This window comes from Azoarcus sp. KH32C, from assembly GCF_000349945.1.
In the GTDB taxonomy this organism is placed as follows: domain Bacteria; phylum Pseudomonadota; class Gammaproteobacteria; order Burkholderiales; family Rhodocyclaceae; genus Aromatoleum.
On record NC_020548.1, the window covers coordinates 334,574 to 350,182 of the forward strand.

The 15,609-nt window shown below is 63.5% G+C and carries 12 protein-coding genes; 1 reads left to right on the forward strand and 11 read right to left on the reverse strand.

Annotation, left to right across the window (positions count from 1 at the left end; translation table 11 throughout):
* Positions 1–3 precede the first annotated feature (3 nt).
* Positions 4–1,083 (forward strand): 4-hydroxyphenylpyruvate dioxygenase, encoded by a 1,080-nt coding sequence (gene hppD, locus AZKH_RS24345; RefSeq protein WP_015451964.1) that lies wholly within the window; start codon positions 4–6, stop codon positions 1,081–1,083.
* On the opposite strand, the gene AZKH_RS24350 is transcribed toward hppD, so the two are convergent.
* The 11 genes from AZKH_RS24350 to AZKH_RS24400 all read right to left on the reverse strand — a co-directional run bounded on the left by AZKH_RS24350 (position 1,016) and on the right by AZKH_RS24400 (position 15,592).
* Entirely contained in the window at positions 1,016–1,921 is a 906-nt protein-coding gene (locus tag AZKH_RS24350; protein ID WP_015451965.1) for a DUF3025 domain-containing protein, read from the reverse strand. The genes hppD and AZKH_RS24350 overlap by 68 nt on opposite strands.
* A gap of 181 nt (positions 1,922–2,102) precedes the next feature.
* The gene (locus AZKH_RS24355) at positions 2,103–4,214 is read right to left on the reverse strand and encodes an ATP-binding protein (RefSeq protein WP_051071808.1); all 2,112 of its coding nucleotides are present in this window, start codon (positions 4,212–4,214) and stop codon (positions 2,103–2,105) included.
* The gene (locus tag AZKH_RS24360) at positions 4,199–5,326 is read right to left on the reverse strand and encodes an ABC transporter substrate-binding protein (RefSeq protein ID WP_015451967.1); all 1,128 of its coding nucleotides are present in this window, start codon (positions 5,324–5,326) and stop codon (positions 4,199–4,201) included. Before AZKH_RS24360 ends, AZKH_RS24355 begins: the two co-directional genes overlap by 16 nt.
* 93 nt (positions 5,327–5,419) lie before the next feature.
* Positions 5,420–7,294, reverse strand: coding sequence for a bifunctional diguanylate cyclase/phosphodiesterase (locus tag AZKH_RS24365; RefSeq protein WP_015451968.1), 1,875 nt, complete (start codon positions 7,292–7,294; stop codon positions 5,420–5,422).
* A 247-nt stretch (positions 7,295–7,541) separates the two neighbouring features.
* A complete protein-coding gene (locus AZKH_RS24370; RefSeq protein WP_231874592.1) occupies positions 7,542–8,636 on the reverse strand; it encodes a YncE family protein in 1,095 nt (364 codons plus the stop codon).
* 67 nt (positions 8,637–8,703) lie between these two features.
* Positions 8,704–9,237 carry a hypothetical protein gene (locus tag AZKH_RS24375; RefSeq protein WP_015451970.1) on the reverse strand — a complete coding sequence of 178 codons (534 nt, stop codon included), beginning with the start codon at positions 9,235–9,237 and terminating at the stop codon, positions 8,704–8,706.
* A 59-nt stretch (positions 9,238–9,296) separates the two neighbouring features.
* Positions 9,297–11,486 carry a PepSY domain-containing protein gene (locus tag AZKH_RS27075; RefSeq protein WP_231874593.1) on the reverse strand — a complete coding sequence of 730 codons (2,190 nt, stop codon included), beginning with the start codon at positions 11,484–11,486 and terminating at the stop codon, positions 9,297–9,299.
* On the reverse strand, positions 11,473–12,507 hold the full coding sequence (locus AZKH_RS24385; RefSeq protein WP_015451972.1) for an ABC transporter substrate-binding protein: 1,035 nt from the start codon (positions 12,505–12,507) through the stop codon (positions 11,473–11,475). Before AZKH_RS24385 ends, AZKH_RS27075 begins: the two co-directional genes overlap by 14 nt.
* Before the next feature lie 368 nt (positions 12,508–12,875).
* Positions 12,876–13,409 carry a cytochrome b gene (locus AZKH_RS24390; protein WP_015451973.1) on the reverse strand — a complete coding sequence of 178 codons (534 nt, stop codon included), beginning with the start codon at positions 13,407–13,409 and terminating at the stop codon, positions 12,876–12,878.
* Between the two features lie 36 nt (positions 13,410–13,445).
* On the reverse strand, positions 13,446–14,285 hold the full coding sequence (locus AZKH_RS24395) for a transporter substrate-binding domain-containing protein (RefSeq protein ID WP_015451974.1): 840 nt from the start codon (positions 14,283–14,285) through the stop codon (positions 13,446–13,448).
* Between the two features lie 149 nt (positions 14,286–14,434).
* Complete coding sequence (locus AZKH_RS24400; RefSeq protein ID WP_015451975.1) at positions 14,435–15,592, reverse strand: PstS family phosphate ABC transporter substrate-binding protein; 1,158 nt, start codon at positions 15,590–15,592, stop codon at positions 14,435–14,437.
* Positions 15,593–15,609 lie beyond the last annotated feature (17 nt).

A 15,609-nucleotide genomic window follows, 5' to 3' on the forward strand; every position in this document is an offset into this window, starting at 1 on the left:
GCCATGGCTGACCTCTTCGAAAACCCGCTGGGACTGATGGGCTTCGAGTTCGTCGAGTTCGCATCGCCCACACCGAACGTCCTCGAACCGCTGTTCGAGGCGATGGGCTTCACGCTCGTCGCCCGCCACCGCTCGAAAGACGTCGTCCTCTACCGTCAAGGGAAGATCAACTTCATCATCAACAGCGAACCCCATAGCCTCGCCGCCTACTTCGCCGCGGAGCACGGCCCGTCGGCTTGCGGCATGGCGTTTCGCGTGCGCGATTCGCATCTCGCCTACCGCCGCGCGCTCGAACTCGGCGCGCAGCCGGTGGACATCCCGACCGGCCCGATGGAGCTGCGCCTGCCCGCGATCAAGGGCATCGGCGGCGCACCGCTGTACCTGATCGACCGCTTCAAGGACGGCGAATCCATCTACGACATCGACTTCCGCTTCGTCGAAGGCGTCGACCGCCACCCCGCCGGCCACGGCCTGAAGCTCATCGACCACCTGACGCACAACGTCTATCGCGGCCGCATGGCCTACTGGGCGGGCTTCTATGAGCGCCTCTTCAACTTCCGCGAGATCCGCTACTTCGACATCAAGGGCGAATACACCGGGCTGACCTCGAAGGCGATGACCGCACCGGACGGCAAGATCCGCATCCCGCTCAACGAGGAGTCGTCGAAGGGCAGCGGCCAGATCGAGGAGTTCCTGATGCGCTTCAACGGCGAAGGCATCCAGCACGTGGCGCTGCTCACCGACGACCTGCCTGCGACTGTCGACAAGCTGCGCGCCGCCGGCGTCCCGTTGATGACGGCACCGCCCGCCACCTACTACGAGATGCTCGACGAGCGCCTGCCCGGCCACGGCGAAAGCGCCGCCACCCTGCAGTCCCGCGGCATCCTGCTCGATGGCACGACCGAAGGCGGCAAGCAGCGCCTGCTGCTGCAGATCTTCTCGGAATGCGTGCTCGGGCCGGTGTTCTTCGAGTTCATCCAGCGGAAAGGCGACGAAGGCTTCGGCGAAGGCAACTTCAAGGCCTTGTTCGAGTCGCTCGAACGCGACCAGATCCGTCGTGGGGTGCTGAAGACCGAGGCTTGAGACTGGGCTCGCGCAGCGGCCTGAACTGGCGCACATCGCGGTAATACTCGCGCTCGGCGTTGTCGACAGTCACTCCCGGAACGCCGAGCAGTGGCAAGGGCAAGAGCCGGCGGGGCGACAGGTCTTCGAGTTGCTCCGTGAGATGCTGTGCGAGCCAGCGGTCGGCCTCCACCTGCTGTTCGTCCGGCGAAAGCGCGAGCCAATCGGCGTCGACGCCGCGGTAGATCGCCTTCGCGCAAAGGCCGAAGAAGGGTTGCCGCAGTTGGTCCCAGGTGCCGTGACCGAAGACGAGGAAGCGGGTCGTTGCCTGCAGTTCGCCCCTTCGCTCCCAGAACGCCTCTTCCCAACGGTGAGCCGCGAGCAAGGCCGGGATCTCCGGACTCGCCGACACGACGACGATGCCGCACTCGTCGAACTGCGTGAGCGCATCCCGACACGAACCGCGGCCGGGAAGGCCGGCTTCGCGACGCGCCGCGATCTGCGCGAGATGGAGCGCGTTGCAGGTCGCCTTCGTGCGCGGCCAGACGCACCACGCCATCGCGTTGAAGAAGTCGTGCCAGTCCTCGGGACGAGTCGGGACCTCGCCCGTGGCAAAGATCCGTTCCTCGTAGGCCGGATCGTCTTCGTGCGGGACCACGAAGCGGATCGTGCGGTCCGAACCGGAAGTCGCCGCGGGAGCGACCTCGTCGAGCAAGCGATTCAGCTCGTCGACGCCCGGCAGCGGCCGCGATCCGAAGCGCGCCAGAAGGCCCGCAATCGGTTCGAAGAGCGGACGGCTCGCGAATGCTGCCGGTGCGGCATCGATGCTGATCATGGGCAGCAAGGATACCAGCGCCATGACTTGCCGCAGTTCCCCCGCAGCTGCGTCACGCACCGCGCGGTGAGCCGCCAGTCGCCTCATTTTGAGGCACGGAGGTTTTTTCCAGCGGCGACGGCCGTTTGATCCAGTGTTTACGGACTTATCCGTCGAGTTATCCACAGTTGCTGTGGATCACGCCAGTGGTGGCAGCCCCCTGTCCTTAGCTTGCGCCGTTGCCTCGCTCCCGGAGGCTCGCTTCGGACAGGGCTAAAATGGCCTTGGACTGATACGTGGCAGCCAGACGCTGTATCCGCTCGGCGAAGGGCCGATAGGCTTCATCGCCTTCGAGAAGCTTCGCCGCCCAGATGCGGATATTGCGAATATCGCCAGCCTGGGCCAGACGATGCAGGACCTCCAGTTCCGGGCGCAGCGGCACGGCCATGGGGGTCTCTGCCGCCCGGACCTCCTCCTCCCCTTGCGCATGTGTCCAGTGGAGCCCCAACAGGCCGCCGATCGTCTGCAGCAACCCTTCCTGCTGGACCGGCTTGGAAAGGAAGGCACTCGCACCGGCTGCCAGACTGAGAGCCTCGTCGTCCCGGCCAGCGCTGGCCGAGACGACGACCACTGGGACGTCTGCCAACTCCGGCAGCTGGCGCAGGCGCCGGGTCGCCTCCAGCCCGTCCAGGACCGGCATTACCCGGTCCATCAGAATCAGGTCGGGCGGCTGAGCCTGGGCCAGCGCCAAGGCCTGCAAGCCGTCGTTTGCCTCGTCTACCGCGAAACCGAGGTCCTCCAATAGATCCGCTAGCATTGCCCGGTTCGCCGCCACGTCGTCCACCACCAGCAGCCGTCTGCGCGGCCCGGCATAGCCGACGACCGCCCGCGCCACCTGGGGCAGCGCGGCGGCTCGCTCCACCGGCAGCTCCAGCTCGAACCAGAACCGGCTGCCCTCACCCAGCCGGCTCTCCACCTGGATCTCCCCGCCCATCAGCCGCACCAGCTGGCGGCTGATCGCAAGCCCGAGGCCTGTACCGCCGGCCCTGCGCTCGACCTCACCCATCTGTTCGAAGGGCTGAAAGAGGCGCTCCATGTGTTGCGGGGCGATGCCGATCCCCGTGTCCAGGATTTCGAAGCGCAGATGGGCCTGCGCCTCAGTCCGCGCGAGGCACTGTACGTGTAAGCACACCTCGCCGCGGTCAGTGAACTTCACCGCGTTGATCAGCAGGTTCAGCAACACCTGCCGCAGCCTTCCTTCATCCACCCGCACCGCGGCCGGCAACTCCGCGGATAGATCACTGCGGAACAGCAGACTCTTCTGCTCGGCCTTGACCCGCAAGATGTCGGCAATCACCGCCAGGAATGCCGACAGGTTCACGATCCCCACCGCAAGCTCGAGCCTGCCAGCCTCCACCTTGGCGAGATCCAGCACGTCGTTGATGAGCATGAGCAGATGCTCGCCGCTGCTCTGGATCGTGACCAGGCCGGCTGCCGCCCGCTCGGACAGGGCCTTGTCCCGGCGGAGGATCTGGGCATAGCCGAGGATGGCGTTCAGTGGCGTGCGCAGCTCGTGGCTCATGTTCGCCAGGAAGGTGCTCTTGGCGCGACTGGCACCCTCCGCCCGATCCTTTGCTTCGACCAGTTCCCGGGTCGATCTGCGCAAGCGCTCTGCCATAGTGTTGACGCGTGTGGCGAGGCGGCCCAGCTCATCGCCGGGCTCCACCGGACAGCGGACGTCCAGATCGCCGCCGGCGATGCGGTCGACCATCTCCTCGAGATGACTAATGCGGCTCGCGACCATGCGCCTGAGGAGCCAATAGGTCATGCCGCAGAGCGAGGCCACGACCGCTGCCATGATCGCCAGGATGGCCCGACGGGCTTCGGCAATCGCCTGCTTCGCGAGCGTCCGCGTCATGACGACGCGGACTTCACCGATCTTCTGCCGTGGAAAGCCTTCGAAGCGCGCATGGATGATCTCCCTGACGCGGACGATGTCGTCTTCCGGACCCGCCGCATAGGTGCCCTTCACGGTGGACACCGGGCCATGATTGACCGCGGTGACTTCGAGCTCCGCCCACTCGGGCTCGGTCATGAGCGCAGCCAACTGGCCGTCGATAGCCTTGCTATCCGCATTCCACAGCGGCAGCGCCAGGGATTGGCTGAGCACGTCCGCAACGCGGCTCGCACGCTGCTCCAGCTCGGCGAACCGACGCTCGGCCTCAAGCTCGATGAGGAAGTAGGCCGAGCCGCCCGCCACCACCGCGACCAGCAGCGAGAGCGCCAGCATCAGCTTGGTGTGCAGGCTGGCACTGCGACGATTCAAGATGGCGGGCATGGGCAGATCAAACGGCCTTTGGGGGTGTCCAGCAGGCGCTCCAGGCGGAAATCGTATCGCCCGGTACGCGGATGCAAGGCCCGCGAGTAGATGCCGAAGTCCAGGGCGCCGTCGTGCCGAAAAATCAGATCGTCGTAGCACGCCACGTTGTCCCGCTGGACCACGTACAGGTAATCGAGCTTCTGGTTCGAGCCGCCGTGGACTGCGAAATCCTTGCCATGGTGGTAGTCGTAGAGCATTACCATGACGCAAGCGCCGATCAAGTAATGACCGGCGGCCGTGGCAGTCAAGCCGCCTTGGGCGATGCTCGCCAAGGCGTCGCGGGTGCCCCCCATGCTGCCCACCAGGACCTCGACGCCGCGATGCTTGACCGCGCGCACCGCACCCAAGGCCACCAAGTCGTTGGTAGCCAGGATGACATTGGCCTCGGGGTAGCGTGAGAGCAGGAGGCTCGCCTTCCGCTCGCCGTCCGCGTGGCTCGGGTCGCCATAAACCACCTGCAGGATCCGGCCGCGATTGCCGCGTGCCAGGAAGTCCTCGACGCCTTGCATGCGCTCCTTGGTGATCGGCGCACCGGGGTCCCCCATGATGCCGATCACCTGCGCTTCGCTCCTTCCGAGGCGTCGTTGAAGATATTCCATCAACAGGTAGCCGCCGCGGGCCGAGTCGTCGGTGGCGGTGCCGATCCAATTGCGGATTGATTGGCGCTCGCTGCCGATTTCGCGTCGCTGCTCGGGCGTCACGTCATTATGAATAAGGAATATCCTGGACGACGAGCGAGCCAGCGTCGTCATCAGCCGCTGAACGACCCGCTCCTGGTTGACGATGACGACATAGTGCGGGGGAGTAGCGCGCCGGGCCACCTCCTCGCATTGGCGCAGCATCAGCAGGTCGTCGCGCTCGGCCCACAGTACCTCAAGCTCCATTCCGAGAGCGCGGGCAGCATCAGTCATGAAACGGGCCACCGTGCGCCAGAAGGGACCTGTGCCGCGCTCCATGGGTTCGCCGGGATTGAGGAACACGACCCGCGGGTGAGGGTGAGACCGCCCTGCCGCCGCGCTAGTCCGGGTCAGCAAGCCGGCGCAGGTGAGTAGAAAGTTTCTGCGATTCATCCGGAAATCTCCCCGTCGAACGCTCACCCGGTTAGTTACTCACCGTGGCTCTCACGGACTTCGCCAGATCCCGACTGAAGGTTTGGCGCAGGGCTAGCACACCCTGTGCGACCATTCCTCGTCCCATATCCTGAATTGTTCTGCCGGCATCGGCTCGCTGACAAAGAAACCTTGGGCCACATCACAACCGAGTGCTGCCAACCGGTCCCATACCGTCTGGCTTTCTACTCCTTCGGCCACAACCTCCAGTTCCAGGTTATGCCCCAACTCGATAGCGGAGCGCACGATGACTTCGGAATCCGCGCTTGTCGCAATCGGTATGACGAAGGACTGATCGATCTTCATCGCGTCGATCGGCAGCTTCTGCAGGTAGCTGAGGCTTGAATACCCGGTGCCGAAATCGTCGACGAACAATTGGGTATCGAGCTGCTTCAGGCGAGTCAGGGTCTCCACGGCACCCGCCGGATCTTCCATCAAGGCACTCTCGGTCAACTCGAACTGAATCAACTCCGATCCGATTCCCCAGGTCGCGAATAAGCCGCGGATGCGGTCGATGAGCCCCGGGGCGCGCAGATCCTGGGCAGAGAGATTGATCGATAACGCCCGATCCAGCCCGGCCTCGTGCCAGGCATAGCATTGGCTGAAGGCGGCGTCGAGCACCCAGTTTGTCAGGGGTGTGATCAAGCCGGCCTGCTCCGCCATCTTGATGAATTCCAGCGTCGACACCATGCCGTGCTTCGGATGCTGCCAGCGCACCAACGCTTCAGCCCCGCACACGCGCGATGACGCAATATCGACCTTGGGCTGGCAATAGAGCAGCAACTCATCGTGCTCGATCGCGTGGCGCAAATCGCCCATCAAGACCAGCCGCCGAGTGTCTTCCTCCTCCTGCCCCCCGGTGTACATCGCATAGTCGCCGCGCGATGACCGGGCCTGATGGGTGGCGGCATTGGCGCGGCGGAGCAGCATATCTGGGTCGCTCCCATGGCCGGGAAACAAGGCGATTCCGACGCTGACGCGGGCGTCGACCATCAGGCCTGAGACGGCAATCGGCTCATGCAACATCGCCATCAACCGCTGCGTCACCCGGATCGCAGCCTCGGCGCCCCCGGGCACCAGCAACGCGAACTCCGCATCGCCGCCCCGCGCCAGGGTTTCGTTGTCCTTCACGGCCTCGGTGAGTCGTCGGCCCAGTTCCTGCAACAGACGATCTCCACAGCGGTAACCCAGCACCTTGTTGATTTCGTTGAAGCGGCCCACTTTCAAACACAATACGGTCAGGGCGCTGCGCTGCTGCTTGGCCGTCTGGATCGCGGCCTCGAGCGTTTCCAGCAAGTGCGTGCGATTGGGCAGACCGGTCAGCGCATCATGATGCGCCATGTAATGAATGCGGCGCTCGGCCTCTTTGCGCTCAATGATCTCCGCACGCAGGCGGGCATTGGCTTGTTCCAGTTCGGCAGTGCGATCGGCCACGCTCTCTTCGAGCACTTCGTTGGCGTGCTGGAGGGCCGCTTCCGCCGTCTTGCGCATGGCGATTTCCTGCTCCAACCGCTCGTTCTGTTCCGCCAGACACTCACGCGCCTCACGCAATGCAAGATGCGTAGTAACCCGGGCCAGCACCTCTTCGACCTGGATCGGCTTGGTGACGTAATCGACACCGCCGGCGGCAAAGCCGGCGAGCTTGTCGTGGACATCGGCCAGCGCCGTCATGAAGATCACGGGAATGTCACGCGTCTTGTCGGAGGCCTTCAGGCGGCGGCAAGTCTCGAAGCCATCCATCCCAGGCATCATGACGTCGAGCAGGATCAAGTGCGGGTGAATGATTTCGGCGCGCCGCACCCCTTCTTCGCCATCCTGCGCGACGGCCACACGATATCCATGGTCTTCGAAATGGTCGAACGCGACCCCCAGGTTGGCGGGCGTATCGTCGACGATCAGGATGAGAGGCGCGCTGAAGGGCAGGTCCATCGCTGAGACCTCCGTGGGCTTGCTGTCTGGCATCTTTGTCTTTCGCCAATCAGTCGGCTCTATCCCCTCGCGGCTGCCCGCCGCAACGGCGAGACCGAATCTGCAGCCACGGCCGCGCAACGCATTGCCGCGCGAAACGCTCGCATGCTCATCCAGGGGCGGGGGTAGCCTGCCGGCCTTGCAGCGCCAACTATTCAAACCATACTACACCCCTCGGCCGACAGCGCGCCAGCGGCGGACGGACCAGTTACTTCGGCGCGTAAGTGAGCACGGTGAAGGTATCCGCAAAATAAAGGTTGGGATAGAACGGGGCAACGCCCTTGCTCATCTTCTTGCTGGGATCCGTCGTTCCTTCGGCGGTCACCATGAAGATTTTTTTGCTCTTCGGATCGAGCGCCAGCGTGCGTGCGTAGGGGCGGGTCGTGGTGGCCTCGGCGAGCTTGTATGTGTCGGCATCGACCTGATCGTAGATGACGAGATTCGCGTCCACACCATTGGAGGTATAAATCTTCCTGGTCGTCGGATCGTAGATGACTCCGTCGTTGCCGCGCCCGATTTCCAATGTCGTGATCATCGTGCCCGATTGCGCATCCATCACCGCGAGTACGGGGTTCTTGCCGCGGCAGCCGACGAAGATGCGTTTGTTGGCTGCATCGTAGGCAATGCCGGTGGGCTCCTCGCAAGGTGCGCTCTTCCACTCGTCGGTCACTTTGCGGCCGGCGATGTCGATTTTCACCACCGCGTTGCGGTCGCGTAAGGCCATGAACAAGTTGCCTTCGCCGTCGGGCACCGTTCCATCGAGCTTCTTGCTGTCGATCGGCAGTTTACCGGCGATGGTGCCGGTTTTCGCGTCGACAAACACGACCGTCCTGTTTTCCCCGATCGTGAACGCGACCTGCTTGGTCACCGGATCGTAGAAGCCGTTATCAGCATCGTCGCCGATCTTGATCCGGTCGATCGGCGCGAGTGTGGACAGCTTGAATACGGTCGTTGTGCCGTCGCCGTTCGCCGTATAGCCGCGATCGAACTCCGGAATCAGCGTTACACCGTTGGCATCATCGGTATTCGCGATCGTGCGCAGCAGCTTCTTCGACTTCGTGTCGTACACGGCAACACCGTCGCCGCGGCGCGCAATGAAAAGGTAGCCGCGGCTCGGGTCGAGCGTGAGGTAGTCCCAGCTCGGGGCTGCGCTCTTCAGCGTCGTCGCCGACTCGAGGCGGTGGAAAGCCTCCGATGGCATAGACGAAGCGAGCAGTGCAGCGAACAGCGCGGCGCAGGCGACCCGCGCTCTTGCACGAGGCGTCCCGGCCTGGCCTTGATTGCGATTCAGTAATGAAGTCATCGTTTCATCCCTCCGGTGTGATTTGATAAGGAAGCCCTGCGTGGTCAGCTCGCAGCCGGTGCTGACCTCAGTCGGCGCGGTCGAACAGCGCCTTGTAGCTCGGAATCTGCTTGGCCAGTTCGTCGCGCAGCGTTACGGATTTGGCGAAGAATTCCTTCTCCTTCGCGCTGGTGCTTGCGTCGGCCGGCGGATTCCTGAAGGCGTAGACGACGAGCCCGACGTTTTCACCGGACTTGTCGCGCATCGGGGCCAAAACGACGAACTTCTTCGGGTCGTCGTTACGGTGCCAGCGTGGATCGACGATGGTGATCCCTTTCTTGATCACGTCGATGTCGTCCGGATCGTCCGCATTGCCGATGCGGTCGGGAAAGCTCCCCGCGAACATCGTGTAGACGTTCTCGTGCCCGGGCGGCACGCCATGCAGCGTGACGCTCAGCAGCTCGGGATGCCTCGCCATCGTCTCGTCCGAGAGCTTCTGCCCGTAGATCTTGTTGGCGGGCGGGGTCCAGTTCTTCGGCTTCGCGTCGGCCGACATCGCCGCGCTACTGACGAGGGCGAGCGATGCTCCGAAGGCGATCGTGGTCTTTACCAGTACGCTCATGTCTCCTCCTTGGAGAAATGCAGTCATGCGGCGGGTGAATCGCTCGTGAGTGAGTGGCCCTAAAGATCAAGCACCAGGACCGGGCTGCGCGCACGCGAGCAGCAGGGTGTGAACTGGTCGTCGCATGCGTGTTCGGCGGCGGTCTGATAGAGATCGCGGTGATCCGGGTCGCCGTCGATGACCCGTGTTAGGCAGGTGCCGCAGACGCCCTGCTGACATGAGGTCGGAATTACAATCCCGTGCTCCGCGAGCGCCGCGACGACGGTCTGGTCCTTTGCGACACGCACCACCTTGCCGGTGCTCGCGATCCTGACGTCGAACTCCGTGTCGTCCGCCGACGGCTGCACGGGCGAGGCGAAGTACTCGCGGTGCAGCCGCTGCTCGGGCCATCCATTACGCAGCGCCGCTTCCAGCACGCGGTCCATGAAGCCTTTCGGACCACAGACATACAAATGGGTGTCCCGTGCCGATCGTTTGACCAGCTCCTCGACGTTGAATCGCTGCTCGGCAGGACCGTCGCTGAAATGGAAATGGACACGATCGGCGAATGCCGACTGCCGGATCCGCTCGCGGAATGGCGTGCGCTGCGCAGAGCGCGTGCAGTAGTGCATTTCGAAATCGGCACCGAAATTCGCCAGACGCTCGGCCATGCACAGGATGGGCGTCACGCCAATGCCGCCAGCGATCAGTAGCGACCGCTCGGCGCCATGCGCGAGTGGGAAGTGGTTTCTGGGTTCGCTGATCTCGAGGATGTCGCCTTCCTGGATGTCGTCATGCAGGGCTGCCGAGCCGCCTCGCGACTCGGCGACGCGCAGTACGCCGATGAGGTAGCGATGCGTTTCGCGCGGATCGTTGCAGAGCGAGTAATGGCGCACCATCCCGTCGCGGATATAGACGTCGATGTGCGAGCCGGCGCTGAAGGCTGGCAGGGGCTTGCCGAGCGGATCGGCCAGCTCGAAGGTGCAGATGTCCGTCGCCTCGACACGCTTGCACACCACCTGTACCGACAGTCGGGCGCTTTCCGGCTTGGGGCGGAGCTTGCGGCGGATGTAGCTGCCGACGCCCGTGTATGCAAGGAAAGGGACGCCCATCGCGCCGACCAGCAGCAGCATCGGGAAGATCAGGCCGCCGGCCTGGCCGCCGACCTGCCCCATGTGCCAGGACAACATCCAGAAATACAGCTTTTGGCCCGGGTTAGCCTTCTCGTACGGGATGAGTTTGGCCACATCGGCGGTGTAGGGGTCGAGATACACCATGGTCCGCGCGAAGGCGTGCGGAGCGCGCCGCTCGACGGTGAAGATATCGAGCGCCTCCTTGGGCTTCTTGGGCGACGGGAAATGGATCAGGGTCTCACCCGCGTCTGGAACCAGCGCCTGCACACGCTGCCAGTAGGTCTCCATCGACAGCGGTTTCGCACCCTCGGCCGGAGTGACGCGCGGCGGCTTCTCCGGCTTCGATCCGGTAATCGCGTAGACGCCGTCACGATACCACTCGAAGGCGAGCGGCAAGCCGGTGAGCGCGCTGGACACCACGATCAGGCTGACGTAAAGGCCGACAATCTTGTGCCGATCGAGCGTGCGCTCGCGGCCAGTGAGGCGCGGGTTGAACGTGGCGGCAGTCGGCAGCGCCCGCAGCCGGCGCGGCCACCAGAGGTAGAGGCCGCCACTGACGAGCACGATCGCGAACAGCAGCGCCGTCGTGCCGGTGATCAGGCTTCCGCCTTCTTCCATGAAGCGGAATCGATGCAACTGCTCGATGGTGGCGAGCCATCCGCCATAGCGATCACGCTGGCCGAGCACGCCGCCCGTGCAGGGATTGACGTACACGTCGTGCTGGAATTCTTCGGGTTCGGCGATTCGCACCTGCAGGGCCGAAATACGTGCGGCGCCTGGTGCAGCCGGCATGATGCGGATGTAATCCATCTTGCCGGCGGGATGTGCCGCACGCGCGTTCGCGGCGACCGTGTCCATCGATACGCGCTCGCTGCATGCGGGTACGGTCAGCAGGTCGCGATTGACGATAGGCTCGAGATACGGTCGGTACGCGATCAGCATGCCAGTGATCGCCACAAAGACCAGCACCAGCCCGAAGGTGAGCCCGGTCCAGCGGTGCCCCAGCAGCATGAAGCTATGCAGTGCACTACGGACCCTTCTGCTCGCCTTCCCTCGCAGCGTGCTCCCTACTGTGGCCTCCGCTCCGCCTGACATCGCGGCGAAATCGGTTGCGACGGTTTCTTTACTCAGCGGCATGGGCGCTCTCCAAAGCAGCATCGACGAAACGATTGGTGTAGGTGTCGGCAGCGCGCACTGCCTTGTACGCGGGATTGAACTCGGACAGCACGCGCCACTCGCTTTCGGCGGCGTCCTTCGGCATGCGCCCGTCCGTCTTGAACATCGGGATCTCCGCCTTCAGTACCTTGAGGTAGGCAGCACGATCCTTGCCGCTGATGTCCTCCGGAATGAGCGCTGCAATCTCCTCCGGGGTATGCGTGTTGATCCACTGCAGTGTGCGGACAAAGGCGGTCGCGAGGTGTTGCCCGATCTCCGGATGGGCCTTCACGCGCTCGCTCGCCATGTAGATGGTCGAACTCGGGAATAGCGTCCCGAATAGCTTGCGGGTGCCATCGACGGTAGTCAGATCGGCGAATGGGCTCGCCACGCCGAGACCTTCGTAATAGTCGCCGTCGGGCGTCGGCGCGACGACGAGATCCGCTTCGCCATTGCGCAGCGCCGCCGCGATCCTATCCTTGGCCTCGTTTCGGATACGGGTGTAGTCGTTGATCTTGTGGCCGCCGGCCAGGACCAACGCGTTCGCGACCGCAGTCTTCGACGAGCCGTCACCGCCAGCGATGATCCGGCTGCCTTTGAGATCGGCCGCGCTCTTGATACGCTCCTTAGCCTGGTTGGCCACCAGCACCTTTGCGCCCGGAGTCACGCCCAACGTGACGATCGCCTCGAAATTCTTGCCTTGGGAGCGGTTGACGATGTTGTGATGGTAGTAGGCCATGACGGCGTCGACGCGGCCGTCGGCCAACATGTCGGCAGTCGGCACCTCGTTGCGGATGTTCATTACGGTGACCACGGTGCTGTCGCTACTGAGGTAACCCAGGCGCTCGGCAACGACCACGGGAAAATTGCGAATTGCCTTGATCTCGTCGACCAGCAGCACGATGCGCGGTGGCTCGGCCGCTGACTTAGGGGCAGCAGTCTGCGCGAGTGCGTTGGCAGTAAATGTGGGCAGCAGGGCTGCAAAGAAGAACGGTAGTTTCACAACGGGTCCCCCAAGGACAAAAAGAGGTCGGTACGGTGGGGAGAAAGCCTAGGCGCGAGCGCTGAAGTGATACTGAAATCGAACTGAATAGTCGTTCAGGTCGAAAGCGATGAGGGATTCGGAGCAGCCGGATCGCGTGGTCAGGTCGCGGCTTAACCGCCACCTGCCAATGCCGCAAGAATTGACGGATGGATCAGGACGCCCCGTGCAATAGCGCAACGAACGTCGTCACCAATCCCGGCTGTGCTGGCGCTTACTGCTACGGCAAGACCCGACAGAAAGGCGGCGACGATGAACAAGGCGCACTCGGGACCTGGCCTTCGAGCCCCTGGCGCGCCTCGCGCTCGGCCATCGGCGAGCCCCGTGATTCAATTCCTCAGCATGCGACGCAGGACATTGTCGTGGAGGATGTAGTGATGCCCCAGCGCTGCCAGCGCGTGCACGGCCGCCAAGATGATGATGATGTTCGCGAAGCTGCCGTGCAGGCCTTCAACCAAGGATTTGAGCTCCTTATCCCCGGGCGCGAATTGGGGAATGGTCAACAGACCGAAAATTGTGTCTCCGCGGACCCATGCGTTGGCGCAGCCAAGGGCGAGCAGGACCCCGAGGAGCAGGTAGAGTAGATGGTGGCCCCCCTTGGCCAGCCGGTCGAGCCATCCATGGCCTGCGGTCGGAAGCCTCGCTCCCTTGCGCACCCGCCAGTAGACGCGGAACGGGAAAAGCAATGTGAGTGCGAGTCCAAACAGGATGTGCAGTGATCGCACGGCGATGCGGGGATCGCCGCGGGGAAATTCGTCGATCACCTGGCCCACTATCCACAGCAGGATAACCAGGCCGGCGATGACCCAGTGCAGCAGGATGGTGACACCGTCGTAGCGCAACGGATCGCGACTTTCATTCATGGGTAAATTTCCTTGCCGGTCGCAGGTCAGTCGTTATCAGGCAGCATCCCCGCCGAGGGGCCCGAACCACTTCTGGAACAACCGGTTATATTCGCCACTCGCCTTCATCGAGCGCAGGAAATCGTCCAGGTACTCGCGCATCTCGGAATCCCCTTTCCTGACGGCGATGTAGTAGGGCTTGTCGGTGAACCGATTCACCACGGTGTAGTTCGGATCCTGGCTCGCGGCGCGATACAGGTGAGTGACGACCTGCGTGAAGACCTCGCCCTTGGCGGCTTTCAACGCGGCGAAAGCCTGCTTGCTGTCGTCGAAGGGGATATAGGTCGCCTCGGGCGCCAGGGCTTTGAGCTTGTCGATGTCCTTGTTCTCCATGACATAGAGCACTCGCGTTCCCTTGCGCAGATCCTTGAGGCCCTTGATCGGGCTCCCCTTCTTCACCAGCAGTCCCGAGCCCGAGCGGAAGATCTCCTCCTCCGTGAAGTCGACGTGCATCAGCTTCTCGGCGCTAGAAGGCGTGATGTCGAGAATTACATCGATTTCGTTGCGCGCGAGCATCTCGAATCGCGTCTCGTCGGTCGTTTGACGGAACTCCACCTTGCTTTCGTCGCCCAGGATTCTCTTTGCCAGCGCGCGCGCAAGATCCGCCATGTAGCCCTCGTTACGGCCGGTGGCATTCTTGTAATTGAAGGTCTGGAAGCCGAATTTGTTGCCCACGAGAATCTTGCCGCGCTCCTTGATGCGGGCCATGGTCGGCGAACTGTCGGACGGCGGCTGCGTGCCGGCCTGCGGCGCGGCGGCCGGCATGTCGGCATGGACGCAGGCGGGGCCGGCGAGGCCCAGGGCGAGTACGGCGATGGCGATGCGGGAAGTGTTCATGTTGTCTGCAGGAGGAAGGATGAGCGTCCAATGTAGGAACGCCACCTGTAGTCAGCCTGTAGTCAGGCTGAATGTGCGTTCAGCCAGGTGCTGGCGAGGCAGGCGACGGCGCTTTGCCGAATTCCCGGCGGATCAGTGCCAGGCAGGAATCAGTTGGCAAACAAGGCGCGCGCGTTCTGCGCCTGATTCATCCGCAAGGGGATGTAGCGGGCATGATCGAGCACCACCTGCTGGCCTTCGCGGCTCAGGATGAAGCGCAGGAATTCCTCGAGCGCATGTGGCAAAGGTTTGCCCGGCGCCTTGTTCACGTTGAGGAAGATGAGGCGGCTCAGCGGATAGGTGGCGAGCGCAACGTTTTCGTAGGTCGGCGCCTGCGGCGGATCACCGGCATTGGCGACCACCGGAATCATCTTCACCGCCGCGTCGATGTAGGCGAGCCCGGAATAGCCGATGCCGTAACGGTCGTCCGCGACATGCTTCGCCATCGGGAAGACGAGTTTCTCCATCGTGATGTCGTCGCGCCATTCCCCACGCCGGCCATCCTTAGACAGGACACGCTGGCGAACGAACTCCTCGAAGCCGTTCCACGGCTTGATGCCGTAGCGCCGTATCGGCTTGTCGGCCCACTCGCCGCCGAGCCCAAGCTCGCCCCATCGGGTGATCGCCTGGCCGCCGCGGTGACGCGTCGTCGAGTACATCGCGTCGATCTGAGCGAAGCTGATTTCTTCGAGTGGATTGTCCTTGTTGACGAAGAAGCCCACCGCGTCGAGTGCGCCGAAGTGTCGGTAGGAGCCGCCTGACACCGGGATGCTCGTCGGCTCATAGCCGAACTTCGCCTTGAAGTCGCCGATATCGGCCGGGCGCAGCTCGCGCGAGACGAACACGAAGTCGAGGTCTCCCTTGATGAGCTCGACGGCACCGAGGCTGCCCGCGTATGGTGGCGCGATGCTGAGGGTGACGCCCGGGTGGTAGGTCTTGAATTTCTCGAACCACTTCTCGACCAGCACCACGAGGACGTCGGACGAAGCGCCGCGGAACGTTCCCGTGATCGCGATATCGCGGCGCGGCTCATAAGCCGGCAAGGCCGGGTCGAGTATGGGCTGCAGCACTTCGGGGGGCGGGAGCTCGCGGCCGAATTTGCGCCCGGCCTCGACCTGTTCGGGTGTCTGCGGCACGTGGGTCTCGGGCGCGGGAATCAGCCATTCGACCATGGGCGGCTTCGCCGCCGACTGCGCCACGGCACCTCCGGCCGATAGTGCCGCGACGACGCCCAACGCAATTCGCCCGACAACAGGAAAGTAGCTCATCGCCTTCCTCCTCGAAC

What these genes read in the sequence shown, in the direction of transcription:
- AZKH_RS27075 (WP_231874593.1), bottom strand. Translation starts at nt 11,486, where the DNA reads ATGCCGCTGAGTAAAGAAACCGTCGCAACCGATTTCGCCGCGATGTCA.
- AZKH_RS24360 (WP_015451967.1), bottom strand. Translation starts at nt 5,326, where the DNA reads ATGAATCGCAGAAACTTTCTACTCACCTGCGCCGGCTTGCTGACCCGG.
- hppD (WP_015451964.1), top strand. Translation starts at nt 4, where the DNA reads ATGGCTGACCTCTTCGAAAACCCGCTGGGACTGATGGGCTTCGAGTTC.
- AZKH_RS24375 (WP_015451970.1), bottom strand. Translation starts at nt 9,237, where the DNA reads ATGAGCGTACTGGTAAAGACCACGATCGCCTTCGGAGCATCGCTCGCC.
- AZKH_RS24400 (WP_015451975.1), bottom strand. Translation starts at nt 15,592, where the DNA reads ATGAGCTACTTTCCTGTTGTCGGGCGAATTGCGTTGGGCGTCGTCGCG.
- AZKH_RS24370 (WP_231874592.1), bottom strand. Translation starts at nt 8,636, where the DNA reads ATGACTTCATTACTGAATCGCAATCAAGGCCAGGCCGGGACGCCTCGT.
- AZKH_RS24355 (WP_051071808.1), bottom strand. Translation starts at nt 4,214, where the DNA reads ATGCCCGCCATCTTGAATCGTCGCAGTGCCAGCCTGCACACCAAGCTG.
- AZKH_RS24395 (WP_015451974.1), bottom strand. Translation starts at nt 14,285, where the DNA reads ATGAACACTTCCCGCATCGCCATCGCCGTACTCGCCCTGGGCCTCGCC.
- AZKH_RS24365 (WP_015451968.1), bottom strand. Translation starts at nt 7,294, where the DNA reads ATGGACCTGCCCTTCAGCGCGCCTCTCATCCTGATCGTCGACGATACG.
- AZKH_RS24350 (WP_015451965.1), bottom strand. Translation starts at nt 1,921, where the DNA reads ATGGCGCTGGTATCCTTGCTGCCCATGATCAGCATCGATGCCGCACCG.
- AZKH_RS24390 (WP_015451973.1), bottom strand. Translation starts at nt 13,409, where the DNA reads ATGAATGAAAGTCGCGATCCGTTGCGCTACGACGGTGTCACCATCCTG.